The sequence below is a fragment of the Oscillospiraceae bacterium genome, assembly GCA_031265355.1.
Classification (GTDB): domain Bacteria; phylum Bacillota; class Clostridia; order Oscillospirales; family UBA929; genus JAIRTA01.
This window is the reverse complement of record JAISCT010000042.1, coordinates 22,441-42,792: the sequence shown is the minus strand read 5'-3', so window position 1 is coordinate 42,792 and position 20,352 is coordinate 22,441. Positions and strand designations below refer to the sequence as shown.

Here is a 20,352-nt window from a genome sequence, read left to right as displayed (position 1 = left end):
ATATTTTTTGTGTATTTCGACCGAATCAGAGAGGTCAAATCTTCAGAAACGACAGTTTCAAAAACGTATAGCATAGCAGGCCACGCGAGAAACGCTGAAAGGACTGCGGCTCAGCGGGTTTGTGCGGGGTGGCGGAGAGAGTCCGGGAGTGGGCGGTCGTTTTGTGTGCAGGGAGAGCGGCCGCCGGTGGGATCGTTTGTGCAGACGGTTTCGTCTTGGGCGTTCTCCGCTTATTACACCACACCGGTTACAGACAAGGCGGACCGCCGCCGGGCCTCTGTACCGGCGCATAAAGGGTACAGGTGTCAGGATGCTGAGAGAAGGCAAAATCGAATCAGATGAGCTTAGGAGAGTGGATAGTATGCATAGAAAGTATGGCAAGGCCGTGGTTTCGTTCTTGGTTGTGTGCATGATGTTGTGGCAAGCCGCTCCGGCCTTTGCGCTGTCCGAAACAGACGCCAGGGTCCGCGACGCCGTCATCGGCGGTGCGCGCAGCGAGCTGTTCAACAGTGACTGGAAGTTTTATGTTTCAACGACGAACGCGAATGCCCAAGGAGTCGACTACGACGACTCCGGATGGGCGGATGTAGAACTGCCCCACGACTGGCAGATACACCAGTTCGGCGCGAGCGCCGCAAACAACGTCAGCGCCATGTACGCAAACGGATACGGCTGGTACCGCAAGACGTTTTATCTGCCGCCGGAGGATGAGGGGAAGAACGTCACCCTCCGTTTCGACGGCGTCTATATGGATGTCAACGTGTACATCAACGGGCAGATGCTGACGCTGAACGCCGCCGACACAGCCAGAACATGGGCGTACGGGTACACGGTGTTTCATTTGGACATAACGGATTCTCTCAATTACGGCAATACACCGAACGTCATCGCGGTCCGGTGCTGGTTTCAGAATGCAAATTCCAGATGGTACTCGGGTGCCGGCATTTACCGCAATGTGTGGATGATCAAGACAGATCCCGTGCATGTCGCGCCTGACGGCACATATATTACGACGGACGGGGCGGGCGGCCATGTGACGATGGACACCGAAGTCGTCAACACATCGGCGGCGGCGGTCTCAAGCGTTAGTGTTACCCAGGCATTGTACGATCCGAGCGGAGTCCAAATTGCCGCGGACTCGACTTCCATTGCTTCTATGGCGGCCGGCGCGACGGAGACAGTACAACAGAACCTTTTCGTCGACACCCCGAAATTGTGGGACATCGAGAGCCCAAATCTTTACACAATGAAGACGACAGTTTCGAGCGGCGGCGCCTATGACGAATACATTACAAAATTCGGATTTCGCACGATCTTGGCCACACCCAAAGACGGCTTTTTCTTAAACGGCAGACGCGTCACGCTCCAAGGCGTCTGCATGCACCACGACCTGGGTGCTCTGGGAGCGGCCGTCAATTACCGCGCGGTGGAGCGGCAACTGGAGATCATGCAGGAAATGGGCGTCAACGCCATCAGAACGGCCCACAATCCGCCGACGCCCGAGCTTTTGGAAATATGCGACAGGATTGGGTTGATGGTCGTTACCGAGGCCTTCGATTGCTGGAGCTCACAAAAAAATACATATGACTACGCACGATTTTTCAACAATTGGAGCGCTCTTGATGTGAGAAGTTGGGTCAGGCACGACCGCAACCATCCAAGCGTCATCATGTGGAGTTTGGGCAATGAGGTGGGCGGCGCCCACACAGACAGCGGCGCCATAGCGAGAGCCACCAGATTGCATGATCTTGTACGCGCGTCCGACCCGAGGAAAAGTGCGTATACGACGTATTCGACGAACGCTCCGGAAGATGCAAGCGGCAGGCCGATGCAAATCGGCGGGGAAGTCTTTGATGTCTTCGGCTACAACTACCTGGATATCAACATACGTGGCGTGAATTTCACAAAGTGGCATGACAAATACCCGGATATGCCGATTTTCGGCGGAGAAACATCCTCGGCAGTACGCAGCCGCGGGATATACATGCTGCCGGATACCGCCACCTTCAGCACCACGGGCAACATGAGAAATCAGGCATCCGGTTACGACAACCATATCCAAAGTTCCGCCAATGGGATATACACAAAAACCGCCGCGGACGCGCACAAATCGGTCAGAGATTATTCGTTTAACATGGGCGAGTTTGTCTGGACAGGTTTTGATTATCTCGGCGAGCCGTCGCCGTATGGCGGTACCTCCAGCAATACCAATGCAAAAAACTCTTATTTTGGTATCGTGGACACGGCCGGACTGCCGAAGGACATCTACTATTTCTATCAAAGCATTTGGACGGACAAACCGGTTTTGCACTTGCTGCCGTATTGGGCCCCGGTATCAACCATTTCTTACAACGGCATAGACTCTCAGGATGGGGTGCCTATTTGGGCGTATAGCAACGCGCACAGTGTGGAATTGTTTCTGAATGGCCAATCTCTGGGCAGACAGTACATAGATCTGCTGAAAGATGAGACGCTGAATTACAGGTGGGTCGTGCCCTATGAAGACGGCGTCGTGGAAGCAAAGGCATATGATAAGGATGGCGACGTCATTGCGACAGACAGAATTGAGACCTTTGACGTCCCCGCAAAAATCGACTTGAAGCCTGACAAGGAGACAATAAATGCCGATGGTAAAGACCTCGTGTTTGTTGAGACAAGCATACTCGACAAGGACGGCGTATTTGTTGCCAACGCGAACAATTACGTCGAGTTCAAAGTCACGGGCGCCGGCACCTTTGTGGCCGCAGACAACGGCAACTCGAACGATTTCGATGCGTTCGGCGCGCCGGCCCGCAGGGCGTTTTCCGGCAAACTCATCGCGATTGTCAAATCCGACGGCACTGGGGGCCCGATCACGATCACGGCCGTGTCCAACGGGCTCGAATCCAAAAGCGTCACAGTAAACACCGTGCGAAAACAAGAGGTGACCGGCGTCGCATTGTCGACGATCGACGGCTCGACGGCGATCCATACAGCCGGGGGCAAACTGAAGACAGTGGCCGCCGTATCGCCGGCGGACGCGGACTTTGAACAAGTTTCCTATGCCGTGACAAACACGGACGGCTCGGCCACAGATAGAGCCGTCATCAGCAAAAGCGGCGTTTTGAAGGCGCTGAAAGACGGTGTGGTCAGAGTGACCGCGAAGGCATTGGACGGCAGCGGCAAATCTGATTTCATTGACATCACGCTCAGCAATCAGACCGCGCTTGTGCCTGTGACGGATATCGCGGTGACAGGCGCGGGCAACGCCGCGGCCATAACGGCAAAGTCCCGCCCGTTGCAGATGTCGGCAGCCGTTGTGCCGGGCGGCGCCACGTCCAAAGGCGTGGTCTGGTCCGTGTATAACAAGACAGATGCGCAAGGGCCGGTTTTGGCGGCAATCAACGCGGCCGGCGTTCTGCGTCCGCTTTACGACGGCGTTGTGACGGTGAGAGCGGCGGCGGCGGACGGATCGGGCGTCTATGGCGAGGCGGATATCACAATTTCCGGGCAAAATCCCGACATGACGCCGATAACAAGCATTTCCATTGAATTGCTTTCCGGGTCCCAGAACCTGTCCGCCGTCGCAAATACGGCGACCGTCAGGGCGGTGGTGTGGCCGCCCAGTGTGACGACCGAGGTTGCGTTGACAATTGGTGCGACGGAAAACTTTGGTCAAACGTCGCCAAACGCATCGATCAGTTATGACGCAGAAACGGGCATAGCGACGGTAACAGCCCTCAGGAATGGTACATTTGCCGTCGTTGCTTCGGCCACAAATGGGTGGATCAGTTCTCCCGTACGGACGACCATGTCGTTTAAATCCGTAGGATTTGTGGAACCGGAGAACATCGTCAATCCTTACCAGTTGGTGAAGGCCAGAAACTTTGACGGCGGCAGAAGCAATGACAGTGACGGAGCGAACAATCTGGCCCTGGTGGGCCCTGCGGGCGACCAACTGGTCAACAACAGAGGAAACCGCAGTTGGGTACTTTATAAAAATATTGACTTTGGACCTTGGGGCAGCGACAATCTGATTTTTTACGGTGTCAACGCCAATGCCGGCGGCAATGCGGCGGAAGCGGAGGTCCACTTGGGTTCGCGCAGCGGTCCGCATCTCGGCACGGTCCGTTTTGAAAAGAACGCGGACGCGTGGGGCTTCGATTACACGGCGCAGACATTCATTCCGGCGGATGCCAGTGCATTGAGGAATCTGACAGGGATACAAGATATATGCTTCATGTTTACCAGCGGCAGCATGCATTTCTACGGCTGGCAGTTTACAGAAAATCCGAAGACAGAGAGGGACCCATATATCATAAATTCGGCGGCCGGGGCGGATTTCAAAATCGCAGGTTTTGTGGGTTATCACGGCTTTACATTCGGCGACATTGGCGCAAAGAAAGTTGTGATCACCGGCGCTGCGAAAAATGCGACGGCAAGAGTGGAGATCCGGGATGGATCCGCGGCCGGAGCGGTTCTCACGTCGTTCGATTTCCCGGATACGAGCGGCGAGACGCTGGGGAAAGTGTTCAACTTATACGGAACGGCCATAAAAAGGGCGCGACATTTGTATTTCACCTACCCGGACGGCGTCTTCACATTGGAATCCGTGCAGTTTATCGAGACACGGCCGGAATCTATAGGCGCGTATCAGGTGATCCAAGCTGAGGATTTCGACTCTTCGGACGATGGATACGCTGTCCGCAGTGATGCGGACAGCGCCGGCGGTATGAAGACGGCTGTCCACGTGACCGACCCAAACAATGTGTCGTTCATATACAAAGGACTGGATTTTGGGCAGAAAGGTAAGGATCTCATACTGCGTGTGTACGGAAAAGGCGACGGCACCAGGGACGTGCGTGTGAACACAGGCCCGGACAGCAGCACCACGATTCAGATCGGGGCGGCGGGAAACACGGACTACGCGATTTGGGAGTATCCCATCGGAAAAGAAACCGGCCTGAGAGACATCGACTTCTACTTTATGCCGGGGACGGACGTCTGGATCGACTGGTTTGAATTTGTCGAAATGCCGGACGAGCTCGTCACGGTCGATTTCAAGGCCGGCAGTTTGAGCGAAGCCACGGGGAAGAAGTTGGAGTTGGAGCTCCTGGTCAACCGGTCGCTGCTGCCCCCGAGTGGCTCACTCAACGCCTTGGCAGCCCTGTACGACAACGCCGGCCGCCTTGTCTCTATAGCGCGGTATCCGGACGTCAGGAGCGGCCTGTACACTGTCGACATCCCCGCGGATACGACCGGCATGACGCTGCAGGTGTTCTTCTGGGACGCCAACAACCTGCCGCTGACAGATGTGATTTCTTTCGAGTAGTATCTCCCTTCTCTTTTCGCCAGCATATCCTGGGAATGGGTAACACAAAGGCACGGGTGAAAGCCCGTGCCTTTGTGTTTTAATGCGTCATTCTTAACGATATCAGCTCAGGGTCTGTCGGAAAATAAAGTGTGCAGTTGGCGCAGCAATTTTGTGTCCCGGCAAGGCGCCGGGCTCCGCGAATACTTGTAGTATTCAAGGGTTCCGGCAACGCGGCCGGGGCGCAAAAGGGCAAGTCAGATGTACAGGTTGTTTTTCGACAGACCCTTAGAATTCAGGATGTTTATAGATGGTCACAGCAAAGGAAAGCCGGTCTTCATCCGTTTCAAAAATAGGAAGCGGAGATCCATTGTGTTCCAAAGCATCGATGATTTTTCTAAAACCAGTATTGCGGCCTTCAGTGAGGTGCAGTTCCTTCAGAAACTCGCCGATACGGCGGTTGCGGTAGCGTCGGCTGAACACCTTGAAATTCTTTAGGCCCTCAATGCTGACGGAACGATCAGCGCCAGGATGACTGACGATCTCTATGCGATCCGGCAGAACGCGAGCTTCAATGGGTTCGCGCTCATCATAGCCCTTGTGATAGACGGCATTGGCAAGAGATTCTTCGATGGCCGCATACGGGTAGTTGAAGAACCTGCGCGCTTCAGCGACGCCTGACAGTTTGATGATCTGCTCCTGAATGATGATGTTCCGGATGTGTATGAGCGCTTCCCGCAGTTGGATATGCAAAGGTCCTTTAAAGATTTTTTCAATGATTTTGTTACCGCCAAGGTCCTCCGGAAACTCCACCACGTCTATCTGCGCATAGGGGAAGAATTTGTCCGGCTCAAGGCTGAAGAACATAAGCCCCACATTTTTAGGTTTTGTATACTCTGGCAGCGTATCGACGATATTCATACTCTTGCATAAGTCCAAAAGATCCATCGTTTCTGAATACTGATACAAGGAACTGCCGGTTTCTTTCAGATAATTGCGGATTAAAGAGATGTTCAGGTCATCGATTTCAGCCGTATGATTGATGCGATCATCAAAAGGAATCTTGTTGGAAAGCGAAAATAAATCTCTGAGCTCATCGTCGGAAGGCACAACTGTACTGGACATCTTCCGGATATAATAAGCACGTTGCTTATTGTCCTTTGCCATTGTTATTGGGCACGAATATGGGCGGGAATTCCCACCCGGCGCCCACACAACAAAAAACTTCTTGTCTTGGTAATCTACCGCCTCCACAATGGGGAGATACTCGGGCTGAATGAGCTTACATTTATTCAACATATCTTTCTGAAGACTGTCCAACTGGTTCGCCGGGATCCCCTGCAACGGGAAAACTGGCCGGCCGTCTTTTTCCTCCACGCCGATCACAATGTATCCACCGCTCCAGTTGTCAATGTCATTGGCAAAAGCACAGATGGTTTTCAAAGACGCGGCGGCATCCCATGTTTTTTTAAATTCGATCCGCGCCCATTCGACGACATTGCCGGACAACAGTATTTTTATATCTGTCGGGATACTCATTCGAATATCTCCTCTTCTAGTAGGCTGTGTCATCTAAAGGTTGTCAGCAAGCGGCGAGGATTTTTTTCGTCAGGCGAGGCGGCGGGTTCCGCTGATACTGGAGTGTATCAGCGGGTTCCGCCAACGCTGTCTGGCGGGAAAAAGACTGACGCTTGGTAAACATTTAGGTGACACAGCCTACTAGCATAGTGTCAGGTCTCGTCATACACGAATTCATCAATCTCCGCCGGCCTCGGGCCGCCTGTTTGATGCAAGTGGACTTCCGCAATCATCACAGAACGCAGAATCGAATGTAAGCTTTCTGCCACAGTTCGGACATTGAATGCTCGACAACGTCGATGCCGGTACATAGTCAGTTGACGCAGTTACATCAGGGTAGCTTTTCATCAATCTGTACGGATTGAGGAAAATCAACCAGAAGACTCCGCCAAGGCTTAAAACAACAAAGCCCCCAACCATGCCAATAGTATCTGCGATCTCGAACGCAACATAATGACCCATGATTGCATACAAAATTATCGTGAGCAGAACATTCAGCGCAAAGATACCGACAACCGTTATTCCATAATAGAGCTTTTGCCTACGCAGCAAAGCCAAGCGTAGGATAAATGTCAAGAACGCCATACCAAGCTGAATTTGGGCGATTAGCAGGAGCGAGAATCTAAGGTTTGCATATTGAGAAGCAAGTTGCGAAACCTGATACTCTAATTGAGCATATTGCCCGAGGGTTGACAAGGCTCCGAACAACGCAAGCCACGCTGCGACGGTATATCGCCGCAAACTGCTAAAGGTGCGTACTGGCTTTTGCTGCGCATAATCATTGAAGTTATCCATAATTTACCGCCCTCCGAATGATATAGTCCCCTGTATCTGCAAAAGAAAGCGCCTGCATTTTATTCTCGGTTGTTATAGAAGCCCTTGCCAAAATCCAAGAAGCGGTTTTGCGGCGCAAGCTGAGGCTTTTCAACCGCCATATTGCTGCCGTGATACAGAGTCATGCGTCAATCCTCCAACATCAGTGAGGCGAACGTCTGTCCCTCGCGCAAAGATTTCACCTTCATTATACGAAACAAAAAGGAGAAAATCAAGGGTGGGATGCGCAATTTGCAGCAGACCATGTGGGAAGCGCCAAAAGGACGGAGGCCCAGTAGGTTTGTGCGGGATAGCCGGCAGCTGGATACTCACCACGACCATTACGAACGACCGCCTCGCACTCCGTGGATACGCGGACGTGTCCAAGAAGTACGAGGCGGTGCACGAGCGTTGCCGAACCGCCGTATACCGAACGGTACGTACGGTGGTGTGAGAGGACGGGAGCTATTCACTCCCTCCACTCGATTGGCGTTAAGTCGCGCCGCTCAGCCGAAGACGCTGAGCAGGAACCCGGCGGCCACGGCCGAGCCGATGACGCCGGCCACGTTGGGGCCCATCGCGTGCATCAGCAGGAAGTTGGAGGGGTTCGCCTCCTGACCGAGCTTTTGCGAGACGCGCGCCGCCATTGGCACGGCCGAGACGCCGGCCGAGCCGATCAGCGGGTTCACCTTGCCGCCGGAGAGTTTGTACATGAGCTTCCCAAACAGGGTGCCGCCCACTGTCGAGAAGCCGAAGGCGAACAGCCCGAGTGCGATGATCTTGATCGTATTGAGGCTGAGGAAGCCCACACTGACGCCGTCGCCGTTGATCAGCCAGCCCACGCTTGTGGCGCCCACGGTGACGCTGAGAAAGATCGTGACGATGTTGATGAGCGCGTTTTGCGCCGTGTCGGAGAGACGCTCCACCACGCCGCACTCCCGGAAGAGATTGCCCAGCATCAGCATACCGATGAGAGGCGCGACCGACGGCAGCAGCAGCACAGAGAAGAGAGTCACGACGATGGGGAAGATGATCTTTTCGGTCTTGCTGACGGCGCGCACCTGTTCCATCTTGGTCTCACGCTCTTTGGGCGTCGTCAGCGCCCGCATGATGGGCGGCTGAATGAGCGGGATGAGCGCCATGTACGAATACGCGGCCACCGCGATGGGCCCGAGCAGGTGGGAGGCCAGACGTGAGGTCAGGAAGATGGCCGTCGGCCCGTCGGCCCCTCCGATGATACCGATCGAGGCCGCCTCCTGCGGGGTAAACCCGAGCAGGGACGACAATATGAAAGCGCAGTAGATACCGAGCTGCGCCGCCGCGCCCAACAGCAGCGAGGACGGGCGGGAGATCAGTGGGCCGAAGTCCGTCATGGCTCCGATGCCGAGGAAGATGAGACAGGGGTAAACCCCAAGCTTGACGCCCAGATAGAGGATGTCGAGAAGACCTCCGTCGTGCAGGACGCGCCCGTAATCGATGACTTTGTCTTGGTAAAATTCCATGTGCATGAGTCCGCCCAGCGGCAGGTTGGTCAGCAGCATGCCGAAGGCGATGCCTACAAGCAGCAGCGGCTCGAAGCCCTTGACGAGCGCCAGATACAAAAGGACGCACGCGATGACCACCATCGCGGCGTTTTCCCAGTGAACAAACAGGTTGTTGAACCCGGAAGTTTCCCAAAGATCTTGCAGGACTTTCCCTACATTCATTCTTTCACCCCACTCTATACCAACGTGAGAAGCGGCGTCCCGGTGTCGACGGAAGCGCCTTGCGCCACGAACACTTGCCCCACGGAGGCGTCCCGAGACGCCACGATCTCGTTTTCCATCTTCATGGCCTCAAGAATGACCAGCACGGCGCCCTTCTTGACGGCCTGACCGGCCGCGACCTTGACGGACAGGATCGTGCCGGGCATCGGCGAAGCCACCACCTCGCCCGCGCCGACGGCGGCTGGAGCAGGGGCCGCTGCGGCGACCGGAGCCGGTGTGGGCGCCGCGACAGGCGCCGGCGCGGCGGCGTTTGCCACATCGACCAAGATGGCCTCTCCCTTTTCCACTTCCACTTCATAGGTCTTTCCGCCCAGTGTCACACGGTATTTCATCTCGTTCCCCTCCTATACTTCCTTGATAGAAATGAAGCGAAGTTCATTCAGCGGCGTTTTCATCTCATCGGCCACAATGGCCATGATCATCGCCGCGATTTTATCTTCCACACCGAAGAGCGCCACGGTGCCGGGGCCTGGGCCGGGAACCGGCGCGGTAGCCGATACGGCCGCCGGCGCGGGGACGGCGGCCTGCCCGCGCTTGTTCTGAAGCGATAGGATGACGGTGCTTTGCAGCTTTGTCAGCGCCATGATGGCGACCAGCGCCACGAACACGACAGCCATACCGAGCACGGACATGAGGAGTCCCTCGGACAGAGAGATCTCGGTGAGCTGCTCCGCGGTTCGGGCGGCGGCGAGAAACAACATGGTGTCTCTTCCTCCTTTTATATCTTGACGATTGTGTAGGGGAGCCGGCGTGTTTTCTGCTCCTCGCGCCAGGCGAAGAAGCGCTCCGCCACCTGCGGAAACACAATGTAAGAGAGCACGTCCTCGGTGGAGGCAGCCAGCGCGCCGGCTTCCTTCCGGCCTGCCTCCAGGCCCTCGCCGAGGGTGCCGGCAAAACGGCCGGTGATAGGGGCCTCGTCGCCCAGCACCTTTTTCAGCACCTCCGGGTTCACCGAGCCGGGCGCCGCGCCGTATTCCCCGCGCAGATACGCGCGCACTTCCTTCGAGACGTTCCGGTAGCGTTCGCCGGAGAGTACATTGGCCACGGCCTGCACGCCCACCATCTGGCTCATTGGTGTGACGAGCGGCGGGTAGCCGAGCTCCTCCCGCACCTTAGGCGTTTCCTCCAGCACGGCCTGGAAGCGGTCCAGCGCGTTTTGCGCTTTGAGCTGGCTGACGAGGTTCGAGAGCATGCCGCCCGGGATCTGGTAGTTGAGCGCGTCGGTCTCCGTGCCCATGACCAGCGCGTCCATCAGACCCGACTGGATGTATTCGTCGCGGATCGGCCTAAAGTAATCGTTGATCTCTTTCAACACGTCCGTCTTGAGGCCCGTCTCGTAGCCGAGCTGTGCCAGCGCGTAAGCCAAGGTCTCGGTGGCCGGCTGGGACGTGCCGCCCGAGAAGCTGGAGATGGCCGTGTCGATGACGTCCGCCCCGGCCTCGACCGCCTTCAGATAGGTCATGAAAGCGAGCCCCGTGGTGGAGTGGGTGTGCACATGCAGCGGCAGTTTGGAATTCTCTTTGATGGCCTTCACGAGGTCGTAGCACTCCTTCGGGCTCATCACGCCGGCCATGTCCTTGATGCACAGCGTGGACGCGCCCATCGACTCGATCTGCTTGATGAGCGCCACATAGTTCTCCAGCGTGTGCACGGGGCTTGTGGTGTAGCTGATGGCCACCTGGGCGACGCCCTTGCGCTTGATCGTCTCTTTGACGCTGACGTCCAGGTTGCGCAGATCGTTTAGCGCGTCGAAGATGCGGATGACGTCGATGCCGTTTTCGATGGACTTCGCGACAAAAGTCCGCACCACATCGTCGGGGTAGTGCTTGTAGCCGAGCAGGTTCTGTCCGCGCAGCAGCATCTGCAGTTTTGTGTTCTTGACGCGCTTGCGGATGTTGCGCAGCCGCTCCCACGGGTCCTCGTGGAGATAACGCAGGCAGGTGTCGAACGTGGCGCCGCCCCAACACTCCAGGGAATAATAGCCGGCCCGGTCCAACGTCTCCAGAATGGGTTCGAACTTCTCATATGGGAGACGGGTGGCAATCAACGACTGGCCCGCATCGCGCAGAACGGTCTCTGTGAACGCGATTTTCCTCATCGAAGCAATCCTCCTTCACATTTGCATATCAGATTTACTATATCACATCCAAACGGGATTGAAAAGATCTGATTGTGTTTTTTTTCACATGCTATCCGCCGGGTGCGCCTGTTTTTGGAAAACGAGGCGTTGGGAGAGGATGTAATTTAGAAAAATCACCACCACGTTGATGACGCCCTTGACCCAGAAAGCTTGATTCGTCCAGCCGATCAGGGTCACGAAGACAAAGACGCCGCCGAGCTCGAAGAGCATGGTGGCCGCGCGCGCCGAAAAAAAAGAGAGAGCCTCGCGCGCCAGCGCGCGCTTATCGGCACACCGGGCGCGGAACACGAAATGCTTGTTTGCGAGATAGGCGAAGCACACGGCGCACACCACCGAAATGGCGTTGGACAGATTCTCGTTCATCTGCCAGACGGTGTAGAGCAGTGTGAACAGCCCCCAGTTGACAGCCGTGGTGAGGCCTCCCACCACGCCGTAACGGAGGAGCCGCACCCAGCTCTCCCGCCGGCGGCCCGCCGGCGGCCCGGCCGGTGTTTCCCTCTTGGCCGGCATACCGCCGCCCCCTCTCGCGCGCATCACGCATATGGCTTTTATCATATCACGAGAAACCCGCACTGGCAACCGGGGACGCGTTTGGATTGACACCCGGATCTGGGAGGGATACAATGAAAATGAAAAAGGACCGGAAAATGGCGCGAAAAAGAAAATATATAGTATAAACTTATCGAAATATTACTATATGTTTATATGTCGAACGGTATTTTGTGATGATGGAGGGACGCTCATTGGGAAAATTTGCACGCTGTCCGCGTGGTGTTGTTTGGCGTCGCGCCGGGCGCGCCGGTCTGCTTTTGGGTGGCGTGCTGTTGGCCGGTGCGTTGTTCGGCGCCTGCGGGACCGGGACCGGACCCGAGCCCGCGCCGTCGCCCACGCCCGAGATGATCGAGACGCCGACGCCGCCCTCCACGCCGCCGCCTTCGCCGACGCCGACCCCGAATCCGTACGAGGGCCTGGAGGGGATCAATCCGTTGACGGGCCTGCCGATGGAGGCGGATTACGAGGACCGGCGGCCGGCGGCCGTCATGCTCAACAATTTGAAGAAGGCGCTGCCCATGTTCGGCGTCTCGCAGGCGGATATCATCTATGAGGCGCTGGCCGAGGGTGGCATCACCCGGATGGTGGGGGTCTTTCAGAATCCCTCCCAGGTGCCGCAGATCGGCACCGTGCGCAGCACGCGGGCCTACTACCTGGACATCGCGCAGGGGCACGACGCCATCCTGCTGCACGCCGGGGGCAGCCCGGAGGCGTACACGGAGATCAAAAGGCGCGGCGTGGCCGCGCTCGACTGCCTGCGGGGTTACGAGGGATCGCTCTACTGGCGCGACAAGGACCGCATCAAAAACGCCGGACTCGAACACAGCGCCTTCACGTCGGGGGCGCGTATTGAGTCCGTCTTCCAGACGCTGAAAGTGCGTATCCGCCACGAGGAGGGCTACCGTGAGGCTCTTCGCTTCGCCGATGACGGCACGCCCGCTCCCGGTGCGCCGGCCGTGTCGATCTCGGTCCGGTATTCCTCCTACAAGACAGGACTTTTCACCTATGACCCGGAGACAAAACGATATGCCTGCACACAGTACGACGCCCCTTACATAGACGGACAGGACGAAACGCAGGTCTCGGTGGTCAATGTATTGGTGCTGCGCGCCGCGGTCAGCCAGGTCAAGGGCGACAGTGCCGGGCGGCTGACGACCCGCCTGACCGGCACCGGTGAGGGTTTCTTCGCCTGCGGCGGCCGGATGACGTCCATCGTTTGGTCCAAGGCGTCCCACGACGCCCCGTTTGTCTATACGCTGAAAGACGGCGGCGCGCCCCTTGTCCTCGGCCGGGGGCAGAGCTACATCAACATCGTCTCGACAAAGGCCAGCGTGGAAGTGAGCTAGCGCCGCGCCGCGCCGAATTGACAATCGGGAGACGGGAGACGAGTGGGGGACGGAGGGCGATTGTAGGGGCGGCGTACGGCCGCCCAGCCCGTCGTCCGCGCGTGTTTAGGTGGTTGGGTCGGCGGGGCGGGTTAGAAGTTCGCGCAGACCCATGATGAGCAGCAGCAGACCAAACAGACGGCGCAGCCAGACGCCGTCGATGTTTTGCGCGAGAAAAGCGCCCAGGGCGGCGGTCGCGAGTCCGCCGGCCGCCGCGGGCGGGACGGTCGGCCAGTCGACGCCGCGGGTCCGGATGTGCCCCCAGAGCGCCGTCAGGGCGGCGGGCAGGAAACACAGCAGGCCCGCGCCCTGTACGGCCTGCTGTGGGAGCCCTGTCAGCGACAAATAAAGCATGAGCGGCGCGCCGCCGCCAAGGCCGCACCCCGCGAGGAGCCCGGCCGCGAGCCCCACCAGCGCGCCAATGAATGGGTTCATGAGAGCAGACACCGTACCCCCCCATACAGCAGGAGCAGCCCCAGCGCACGCCGCAGCAGCGGGGCGGGCAGGCGCCGGAAGCACGGCCCAGCCAACAGGCCGCCGGCGAGTCCGCCCAGCAGACAGGGCCACGCGTCCGCGAAGGGCAGTGCGCCGCGCAGCCCGTACAGGAGTGCGGAAAGCAGGCACAGCGGGGTGATGACGGCCAGAGAAGTCGTCATGGCCGTCTTGTCCGCCAGCCCGGTCCACCGGCGCAGCAGCGGTGCCAGCAGCAGCCCGCCGCCGGCGCCGAAGAGCCCGGTGCATACCCCGGCCGCCGCGCCGGCCGCCGCACATAGGATCCCTTTGGGTACGCGCATAGGCAAGCCCCTTTCCCGTAATCATAGATAGTCTGTACAGGGGGTGCGCAGCCTATACGCAGAACATCGCAAATGGTCAAACCCCAAGGGGCGGACCCTTGGGGTTTGTAAATTCCATCAGAAGGGGATGATGGCGCCTTTGTGGGGACTGGCCGGTCCCCCAGATGTCGCCGCGCGCAACGATTGACCGTTTTGTAATATGCCCGGCGCCCGTCGGCCCGGTATGCATCCCTCCCCGCCCTGTCGTGTCCGGTGGATCACCAGCGAACCCAGTATATCCGAGAGGTGTTACGAAAGTATGAATATCTGTTAAGGAACCATGAAGCGCCCATGAATGTTTTGTGAATTCTGCTCATCGATACAACCCGCCCCAAAAATTGTCGCCGTCGATCACCTCAATCGGTTCAGGTTGGCTCCAGCGGGCAAGCTACATATTTGTGCGGCCCGGCACAGCCCCTTTGCGCGGTTTTTCTTGACAGAATTCCGGCCGTTCATATATAATACAAGTGTTTATAGGACCCGGCGGCAGCGCGCCGGAGATCTTCACAAGGTGGTGTCCGATTTGCTCCGAACCTATCAGCCCAAAAAGCGGCAGCGCGCCAAAGAACACGGCTTCAGAAAGCGCATGGCCACGAGAAGCGGCCGGAAGATTCTTTCCAGTCGCCGCGCCAAGGGCCGCCGCGTCCTCTCGGCCTGAGATGCGCCACACAGAGCCGTTGCGTCTCAACCGGGACTTTAAGCGAACCTACGCGCGCGGCCGTTCCCTGGCGGGCCCCCTGCTGGCGCTGTACGCGCGGCCCAACCGATCGGCGCGGACGCGCTTGGGTCTCACGGTGGGGGCGAAACTTGGCAAAGCGGTGCGGCGCAACCGGGTGCGCCGCCGCATCAAAGAGGCCTACCGTCTGAGCGAGCGCCGTTTCCGCCCAGGGCACGACCTCGTGGTGGTGGCGCGCGTCCGGGCCGGGGATGCCACCTACGCCGAGTTGGAGCGGGAGCTCTTGCGCCTGATGGCGCGGCTCGGGCTCGTGGTGGCGCCATGAAGCGGGTGCTGTTGGCCCTCATCCGGTTTTACCGGAGATCCATCTCTCCGTTGCGACCGCCCGCCTGCCGGTTTGTGCCCACCTGTTCAGAGTACGCCCTGGAGGCCGTCACCCGGTACGGCGCGGCGCGCGGCGCTTGGCTTGCGTTGCGCCGCGTTTTGAAGTGTCATCCTTTTCACGCCGGCGGGTATGATCCCGTCCCCTGAGCGCGGCCCGGTCAGCGGCCGCGCGCTTCGCCGATCCGCGCCCGCGCCGGGCGGCGCGGATCCCAAGAGCCCGATCCGGGCGGAACGTTCCGGGTCACAAACTTTACTGAATATGGGTGGTTGTCGGCTTTGGGTCAAATTATCGATGTGCTCATCTATCAGCCCTTTTCGTGGTTGCTGCGCGTGTTGTACGAATTCTCCGGCTCCTATGGGTTGGCGCTTATTCTGTTTGCATTTGTGACGAAAGTCATTTTGCTCTACTTCTCCGCCCGCGGCAAAAAGGCCATGATGCGGACCCAGCGTCTTCAGCCGAAGATCAAGGAGCTGGAAAAGCAATACGGGGCCGACAAACAAAAATACCAAATGGCCGTGCAGAAACTCTATCAGGACGAGGGCGTCTCGATGATGGGCGGCTGCCTCTGGTCGCTGCTTCCGTTTCCCATCTTCATGGCGCTCTACACCGTTATCCGCCAGCCGTTCACGCAGCTGATGGGTCTCACGGCGGAGCAGCTAGACAAAATCGGCCAGTTTTTGGCCAGGTTTGGCGTCGATGTGGCGGCGACAGATCCATACCGGGAACTGATGCTCTCCAGCAGGTTGGGAGAGCACATGGGGCAGCTGCCCGCCGACATCGCCGAGCTGCCGCTCATCGACATCAACTACAGCTTCCTGGGCCTCAATTTGGCCGACAAGCCGTCGTTGCAGCTGTCTTGGCTGATTCTCATCCCCATCATCTCGGGCGCGACGGCCTTCTTGTCCATGTGGATCGCGCAGAAGATCTCCAAACAGCCGGCCATGCAGGGCAGCCAGGTCAAGATGACGATGTTCCTGATGCCGCTGGTCTCCGTCTGGTTTGGCTTCGGCTTCCCGGGGCTGCTCGGCATCTACTGGATCGCCCAGAATGTCTTTGGCATCGCCCAGGACGTCTTCCTTACCAAGTATTATAACAAAATCTTCGAACGGGAAGACACCGAGCGCGCCGCGTTAGAGGCGCGCCGGAAGGCGGCCGAGGAGGCCATGCGGGAGGAGCAGCGCCAGCGCCGCGCTGCCGCCATAGAGGCAAAGAAGCAAAAGCGCAAACCGGGGCAGACCGTCTACAAAATCAAAAACAAACCCAAGCCGAAAAACAGCGGGCCGGAGGCGGACGATTGACAAAACCCCCTGTCCATCGCCCGCCCGCCGAGAGAGGATTGGTCAGACATATGGAGGCATATCTGGAAAAAACTGGCAAGACAATCGACGCGGCCATTCAGGCCGCCCTGGACGAGTTGCATCTCGACCGGGATCAGGTGACGGTGGAGGTCCTGGAGAAGGCAAAGACCGGCTTCTTGGGGATCGGCGGCGCGCTGGCGCGCGTGCGGGTTTCCTACGTGCGCTCCCGCGCCGCGAAGGCGGAGGAATTTTTGACGGGACTGCTGGCGCGGCTTCAGTCAACCGCAACCGCCCGCATCGTAGAGGCGGCGGACGGCACACTGAACATCGAACTGCTCGGGTCCGGCCTCGGGTTTCTGATCGGGCACAGGGGGGACACGCTGGACGCCATTCAGCATCTTGTCAATTATGCGGTCAATCGGGGTGATGAACACCCCGCCCGCGTGACGATCGACGCGGAAAATTATCGGGCGAAGCGCGTGGAAGCTCTGCAACGGTTGGCCAAGAAGATGGCTGCCAAGGCGCTTAAGTACCGGAAAAACTTGTCTCTCGAACCCATGAACTCCTACGAGCGGCACATCATCCACGCGGCGCTGCAGGACATGGAAGGCGTCTCTACCCGTTCCATCGGCGTGGAGCCGCACCGCCGCGTCGTGATCGTGTGCGAGGGGGGAGGCGTTCGGCCGGCGGGCCCGCGCCCGCTCCGCAGCGACAGGCCCCGTCAGGGCGGCGGGCGGCCTCAGTTTGGTGAGCGGTCCCCGTTCGGCGGGGGGCGCTCCCAGGGCGGCGGACGGCCCCCGCAGAGTGGTTTCCAGGGCCGCCAAGGCGGCGGCTACGGGCGGCCGGACAACCGTGCCGGCAGCGGCGCCGGTGCCGGCGGATACAAGCGTTATGACGCGCCCCGGCCCGGCGGTGGGACGCCTCGGCCCAGTGGCCCGCCCCGGACACAGCCCTTTACACCGCCCGGGAACCCCCGTCCGTACGACAGGATCTCCGGTGCGCCGCCCGAAACAGACGACGAATGAGCATAATATCATACATGCAGGATCGGGTATTGACTTGGGCCGGGATGCTTGCGAGGGAGGGACGGTATGCGATTGGAATTCAGCCCCAAACAGTTCAGACGGCTGTTGGACATGGTGTATATCGGGAATTGGATCCTCAATTCCACCCGCAGCGAAGATCGCATCGTCGACTACGACGAGGTGGAGAGTCTCGTATTTGGACTGTGTGAGAAGGAGGGCCTCACGGCGCTCTACGAGCACATGGGAGAAAACATCATTCCGTCCCGCGCGTTTGCGGAGGGCGGGATCCACGAGGCCATCATGGACTATGAAGACACGGTGTTTTTTGAGATCCTGGCCGAGGAGCTGGCGCGGCGCGACATGCAGGAGGCGTCGGTGGACCAGGACGACGTGGAGGAACTGAACGAGCGGATCACGGCCTACATCGCAGAGTTTGAGCGAAACGGCACCGACAACATCTCTTTGAATCTCTGAGGCAGCGCCGCACAGGCGAAAAAAGGCCCGGGACGTCAGTCCCGGGCTGTTTGTGTTCAACGGACGAATCAGAGCTGTTCGAGGCCCTTGATACAGGCAGCACACACCACTTTGCCTTTGTAGTCCACCGTGTTGTGGTCTTCTCCACAGAAGATGCAGGAGGGTTCATATTTCTTTAGTACGATGGAGGCGCCCTCCACGTAAATTTCCAAGCTGTCTTTCTCCCCGATGTTCAGGTTGCGGCGCAGCTCGATGGGCAGGACAATCCGTCCGAGCTCATCTACCTTCCTCACGATACCGGTTGATTTCATCGTCATGTCCCTCCGTAAAATGGTAGAAGAATGCCGGATTCTTCTGTACACTTCATATTATAGCAGAATTCATAAAAATGTCAATGCCATTGTAATAATATGGATAAAAATGTTTCTAAGAAAATATAGTAATAATCTGAAAAAATATAGAAATTCAAATATTTTACAAAAAATGCAAGAAAAACCGAGAAACCTTGTGCGAGAAGGGCTTCTGGGAATGGATAATTTTTCCGCACACGATTCCCAGCTGCCGAAATGCATGAAAGGTTCAAAGAAATCCCAAAAAAGAATGAAAATGGCAGGAAAAAAATTTACTTTCGTGGAATTTTTTTCGCAAAATTGGAAAAAACGGAACTGGATATTTTACCTATTTTCGCACTTTTTTTGCAATCCGGTGCAAACCGCGTCGTGCCGTTCGCGCCATGCCGCAGCAGAGACCTGGCGGACATATCGCCCCGGGCCCGGACATACACTGGCAGTGGCCGGCGTTTCGGCCGGGAAGAGGGGTCGTTTTGTGGTCTTGTCCTGGGTGTGGATTTGCATGGTGGGGGCGTCGGTCCTGTGTGCCCTGCTCACAGGCCGGACGGAAGCGTTGTCCCGCGGGGTGGTGGAGGGTGCCTCGGCGGCTGTAGAGCTCTGCGTGGCCATGGGCGGCGTCCTATGCCTCTGGAGCGGCGTCATGGAGGTCATGCGCCGGAGCGGGTTGGCCCGAGTACTGGCTCGGGTGTTGCGCCGACCGCTTGAGAGGCTGTTTCGCACCGCGCGGGGCGACGAAGAGGCCATGGAGGCACTCTCGGCCAATCTGTCGGCCAACCTGCTCGGGCTTGGCAATGCGGCCACGCCGCCGGGCCTTGCGGCCGCCCGGCGCCTGCGAGCGCTGTCGGGCGGAACGGAGGCGGCCTCAGACGCCCTGTGCATGCTGGTGGTGCTGAACACCGCGTCGCTCCAGCTCATCCCAGTCACCGTAGCCGGAGTGCGCGCGGCAGCGGGCGCGGCGGCGCCCTTTGACATCCTGCCGGCGGTTTGGATCAGCTCCGCCGCCTCCGTGGCTGTGGGGGTCCTGTCGGCCAAGCTGATGGCCCGGGTGTGGCCGGTATGAACGCGGCGTTTGCGTTGTCTGTGCCGCTCATCTTACTGTGTGTGGGCGGCTGGGCCATGCACCGGGGTGTGGACCTGGCGGGCGCGCTGACTGCCGGTGCCGGCGACGGTTTGCGGGTGCTCGTACGCATCTTGCCCACGCTCGTGATGCTGCTCACCGGCATTCACATGCTGCGCGCATCGGGTGCGCTGGATCTGGCGACGCGCCTGTTGGCTCCCTGGCTGGGGCGAGCGGGCATTCCGGCGGCCTGCGCACCGCTGGTGCTCCTGCGCCCGTTCAGCGGCGGCGGCGCGCTGGCCATGGGCGCCGAACTGATGCGGACATACGGCGCCGATTCGCCGGTCGGTCGGACGGCGGCCGTGATGCTGGGTTCCAGCGAAACCACGTTTTACGCGGTGGGCGTCTACTTTGGCGCCGCGGGCGTCGTCCGCGGCCGCTATACGCTCATCGCGGCGCTGCTGGCCGACGTCGCGGGTTTTTTGGCGGCGGCCTGGAGTGCCAGTTGGCTCTTCCCAGCATAAAGTCGACTGACACGCGCACATGACTCCTTGCTTACACTATACCGGCGTTTTCTGGAAAAGACAAGAAACATATGGAGAGAAATGTCAGATAACTGACAATATGGTCGAAATTGTAAAGAGATTTTCCACATCTCCCGCGATAAAGAATGTCCGCATCCGGGTTCGCGGGTCCCCAGTCGGCGCCGCAGCCGGCGACGAAGCAAAAA

The 20,352-nt window shown here is 58.5% G+C and carries 22 protein-coding genes; 11 read left to right on the top strand and 11 right to left on the bottom strand.

What is annotated here, in order from left to right; translation table 11 throughout:
* Nucleotides 1-361 precede the first annotated feature (361 nt).
* Nucleotides 362-5,311, top strand: coding sequence for a DUF4982 domain-containing protein (locus tag LBK75_06050; GenBank protein ID MDR1157855.1), 4,950 nt, complete (start codon nucleotides 362-364; stop codon nucleotides 5,309-5,311).
* 267 nt (nucleotides 5,312-5,578) lie between these two features.
* Here the strand turns inward: LBK75_06050 and LBK75_06045 are convergent, their stop codons facing one another.
* From LBK75_06045 to LBK75_06035, 3 genes are all read right to left on the bottom strand, one after another.
* A complete protein-coding gene (locus tag LBK75_06045; protein MDR1157854.1) occupies nucleotides 5,579-6,829 on the bottom strand; it encodes a putative DNA binding domain-containing protein in 1,251 nt (416 codons plus the stop codon).
* Between the two features lie 216 nt (nucleotides 6,830-7,045).
* On the bottom strand, nucleotides 7,046-7,663 hold the full coding sequence (locus tag LBK75_06040) for a zinc ribbon domain-containing protein (protein MDR1157853.1): 618 nt from the start codon (nucleotides 7,661-7,663) through the stop codon (nucleotides 7,046-7,048).
* A 59-nt stretch (nucleotides 7,664-7,722) separates the two neighbouring features.
* Nucleotides 7,723-7,827 (bottom strand): DUF3990 domain-containing protein, encoded by a 105-nt coding sequence (locus LBK75_06035; GenBank protein ID MDR1157852.1) that lies wholly within the window; start codon nucleotides 7,825-7,827, stop codon nucleotides 7,723-7,725.
* Nucleotides 7,828-7,982: 155 nt separating this feature from the next.
* Between LBK75_06035 and LBK75_06030 the strand changes: the two genes are divergently transcribed.
* Complete coding sequence (locus tag LBK75_06030; protein MDR1157851.1) at nucleotides 7,983-8,135, top strand: hypothetical protein; 153 nt, start codon at nucleotides 7,983-7,985, stop codon at nucleotides 8,133-8,135.
* A 52-nt stretch (nucleotides 8,136-8,187) separates the two neighbouring features.
* On the opposite strand, the gene LBK75_06025 is transcribed toward LBK75_06030, so the two are convergent.
* From LBK75_06025 to LBK75_06005, 5 genes are all read right to left on the bottom strand, one after another.
* Nucleotides 8,188-9,387, bottom strand: coding sequence for a sodium ion-translocating decarboxylase subunit beta (locus LBK75_06025; GenBank protein MDR1157850.1), 1,200 nt, complete (start codon nucleotides 9,385-9,387; stop codon nucleotides 8,188-8,190).
* A 14-nt stretch (nucleotides 9,388-9,401) separates the two neighbouring features.
* Nucleotides 9,402-9,779 (bottom strand): biotin/lipoyl-binding protein, encoded by a 378-nt coding sequence (locus tag LBK75_06020; protein ID MDR1157849.1) that lies wholly within the window; start codon nucleotides 9,777-9,779, stop codon nucleotides 9,402-9,404.
* Between the two features lie 12 nt (nucleotides 9,780-9,791).
* Nucleotides 9,792-10,148 (bottom strand): OadG family protein, encoded by a 357-nt coding sequence (locus tag LBK75_06015; GenBank protein ID MDR1157848.1) that lies wholly within the window; start codon nucleotides 10,146-10,148, stop codon nucleotides 9,792-9,794.
* 17 nt (nucleotides 10,149-10,165) lie between these two features.
* A complete protein-coding gene (locus LBK75_06010; GenBank protein ID MDR1157847.1) occupies nucleotides 10,166-11,545 on the bottom strand; it encodes a pyruvate carboxylase subunit B in 1,380 nt (459 codons plus the stop codon).
* Nucleotides 11,546-11,629: 84 nt separating this feature from the next.
* The gene (locus LBK75_06005) at nucleotides 11,630-12,097 is read right to left on the bottom strand and encodes a GtrA family protein (GenBank protein ID MDR1157846.1); all 468 of its coding nucleotides are present in this window, start codon (nucleotides 12,095-12,097) and stop codon (nucleotides 11,630-11,632) included.
* A 233-nt stretch (nucleotides 12,098-12,330) separates the two neighbouring features.
* On the opposite strand from LBK75_06005, the gene LBK75_06000 reads away from it, so the two are divergent.
* The gene (locus LBK75_06000) at nucleotides 12,331-13,485 is read left to right on the top strand and encodes a DUF3048 domain-containing protein (GenBank protein MDR1157845.1); all 1,155 of its coding nucleotides are present in this window, start codon (nucleotides 12,331-12,333) and stop codon (nucleotides 13,483-13,485) included.
* A 105-nt stretch (nucleotides 13,486-13,590) separates the two neighbouring features.
* On the opposite strand, the gene LBK75_05995 is transcribed toward LBK75_06000, so the two are convergent.
* Together LBK75_05995 and LBK75_05990 are read right to left on the bottom strand one after the other, a co-directional pair.
* Nucleotides 13,591-13,959, bottom strand: a complete 369-nt coding sequence (locus LBK75_05995) for a TSUP family transporter (GenBank protein MDR1157844.1) — start codon at nucleotides 13,957-13,959, stop codon at nucleotides 13,591-13,593.
* Nucleotides 13,956-14,318 (bottom strand): TSUP family transporter, encoded by a 363-nt coding sequence (locus LBK75_05990; GenBank protein ID MDR1157843.1) that lies wholly within the window; start codon nucleotides 14,316-14,318, stop codon nucleotides 13,956-13,958. The genes LBK75_05995 and LBK75_05990 overlap by 4 nt, the downstream gene beginning before the upstream one ends.
* Before the next feature lie 562 nt (nucleotides 14,319-14,880).
* On the opposite strand from LBK75_05990, the gene rpmH reads away from it, so the two are divergent.
* The 6 genes from rpmH to LBK75_05960 all read left to right on the top strand — a co-directional run bounded on the left by rpmH (nucleotide 14,881) and on the right by LBK75_05960 (nucleotide 18,215).
* Nucleotides 14,881-15,015, top strand: coding sequence for a 50S ribosomal protein L34 (gene rpmH / locus LBK75_05985; protein ID MDR1157842.1), 135 nt, complete (start codon nucleotides 14,881-14,883; stop codon nucleotides 15,013-15,015).
* Between the two features lies 1 nt (nucleotide 15,016).
* Nucleotides 15,017-15,358, top strand: coding sequence for a ribonuclease P protein component (gene rnpA, locus LBK75_05980; GenBank protein ID MDR1157841.1), 342 nt, complete (start codon nucleotides 15,017-15,019; stop codon nucleotides 15,356-15,358).
* Nucleotides 15,355-15,564, top strand: a complete 210-nt coding sequence (gene yidD / locus LBK75_05975) for a membrane protein insertion efficiency factor YidD (protein MDR1157840.1) — start codon at nucleotides 15,355-15,357, stop codon at nucleotides 15,562-15,564. The genes rnpA and yidD overlap by 4 nt, the downstream gene beginning before the upstream one ends.
* Nucleotides 15,565-15,693: 129 nt before the next feature.
* Nucleotides 15,694-16,716, top strand: coding sequence for a YidC/Oxa1 family membrane protein insertase (locus tag LBK75_05970; protein MDR1157839.1), 1,023 nt, complete (start codon nucleotides 15,694-15,696; stop codon nucleotides 16,714-16,716).
* Between the two features lie 50 nt (nucleotides 16,717-16,766).
* Complete coding sequence (locus LBK75_05965; GenBank protein MDR1157838.1) at nucleotides 16,767-17,741, top strand: protein jag; 975 nt, start codon at nucleotides 16,767-16,769, stop codon at nucleotides 17,739-17,741.
* A 66-nt stretch (nucleotides 17,742-17,807) separates the two neighbouring features.
* Nucleotides 17,808-18,215 carry a hypothetical protein gene (locus tag LBK75_05960; GenBank protein MDR1157837.1) on the top strand — a complete coding sequence of 136 codons (408 nt, stop codon included), beginning with the start codon at nucleotides 17,808-17,810 and terminating at the stop codon, nucleotides 18,213-18,215.
* A 68-nt stretch (nucleotides 18,216-18,283) separates the two neighbouring features.
* On the opposite strand, the gene LBK75_05955 is transcribed toward LBK75_05960, so the two are convergent.
* Entirely contained in the window at nucleotides 18,284-18,526 is a 243-nt protein-coding gene (locus LBK75_05955) for an AbrB/MazE/SpoVT family DNA-binding domain-containing protein (GenBank protein ID MDR1157836.1), read from the bottom strand.
* A 514-nt stretch (nucleotides 18,527-19,040) separates the two neighbouring features.
* On the opposite strand from LBK75_05955, the gene LBK75_05950 reads away from it, so the two are divergent.
* A complete protein-coding gene (locus LBK75_05950) occupies nucleotides 19,041-19,625 on the top strand; it encodes a spore maturation protein A (GenBank protein ID MDR1157835.1) in 585 nt (194 codons plus the stop codon).
* Entirely contained in the window at nucleotides 19,622-20,146 is a 525-nt protein-coding gene (locus LBK75_05945; GenBank protein MDR1157834.1) for a spore maturation protein, read from the top strand. The genes LBK75_05950 and LBK75_05945 overlap by 4 nt, the downstream gene beginning before the upstream one ends.
* The last annotated feature ends 206 nt before the right edge of the window (nucleotides 20,147-20,352 follow it).

What these genes read in the sequence shown, in the direction of transcription:
- LBK75_06050 (MDR1157855.1), top strand. Translation starts at nt 362, where the DNA reads ATGCATAGAAAGTATGGCAAGGCCGTGGTTTCGTTCTTGGTTGTGTGC.
- LBK75_06045 (MDR1157854.1), bottom strand. Translation starts at nt 6,829, where the DNA reads ATGAGTATCCCGACAGATATAAAAATACTGTTGTCCGGCAATGTCGTC.
- LBK75_06040 (MDR1157853.1), bottom strand. Translation starts at nt 7,663, where the DNA reads ATGGATAACTTCAATGATTATGCGCAGCAAAAGCCAGTACGCACCTTT.
- LBK75_06035 (MDR1157852.1), bottom strand. Translation starts at nt 7,827, where the DNA reads ATGACTCTGTATCACGGCAGCAATATGGCGGTTGAAAAGCCTCAGCTT.
- LBK75_06025 (MDR1157850.1), bottom strand. Translation starts at nt 9,387, where the DNA reads ATGAATGTAGGGAAAGTCCTGCAAGATCTTTGGGAAACTTCCGGGTTC.
- LBK75_06020 (MDR1157849.1), bottom strand. Translation starts at nt 9,779, where the DNA reads ATGAAATACCGTGTGACACTGGGCGGAAAGACCTATGAAGTGGAAGTG.
- LBK75_06015 (MDR1157848.1), bottom strand. Translation starts at nt 10,148, where the DNA reads ATGTTGTTTCTCGCCGCCGCCCGAACCGCGGAGCAGCTCACCGAGATC.
- LBK75_06010 (MDR1157847.1), bottom strand. Translation starts at nt 11,545, where the DNA reads ATGAGGAAAATCGCGTTCACAGAGACCGTTCTGCGCGATGCGGGCCAG.
- LBK75_06005 (MDR1157846.1), bottom strand. Translation starts at nt 12,097, where the DNA reads ATGCCGGCCAAGAGGGAAACACCGGCCGGGCCGCCGGCGGGCCGCCGG.
- LBK75_05995 (MDR1157844.1), bottom strand. Translation starts at nt 13,959, where the DNA reads ATGAACCCATTCATTGGCGCGCTGGTGGGGCTCGCGGCCGGGCTCCTC.
- LBK75_05990 (MDR1157843.1), bottom strand. Translation starts at nt 14,318, where the DNA reads ATGCGCGTACCCAAAGGGATCCTATGTGCGGCGGCCGGCGCGGCGGCC.
- rnpA (MDR1157841.1), top strand. Translation starts at nt 15,017, where the DNA reads ATGCGCCACACAGAGCCGTTGCGTCTCAACCGGGACTTTAAGCGAACC.
- yidD (MDR1157840.1), top strand. Translation starts at nt 15,355, where the DNA reads ATGAAGCGGGTGCTGTTGGCCCTCATCCGGTTTTACCGGAGATCCATC.
- LBK75_05965 (MDR1157838.1), top strand. Translation starts at nt 16,767, where the DNA reads ATGGAGGCATATCTGGAAAAAACTGGCAAGACAATCGACGCGGCCATT.
- LBK75_05960 (MDR1157837.1), top strand. Translation starts at nt 17,808, where the DNA reads ATGCGATTGGAATTCAGCCCCAAACAGTTCAGACGGCTGTTGGACATG.
- LBK75_05955 (MDR1157836.1), bottom strand. Translation starts at nt 18,526, where the DNA reads ATGAAATCAACCGGTATCGTGAGGAAGGTAGATGAGCTCGGACGGATT.
- LBK75_05945 (MDR1157834.1), top strand. Translation starts at nt 19,622, where the DNA reads ATGAACGCGGCGTTTGCGTTGTCTGTGCCGCTCATCTTACTGTGTGTG.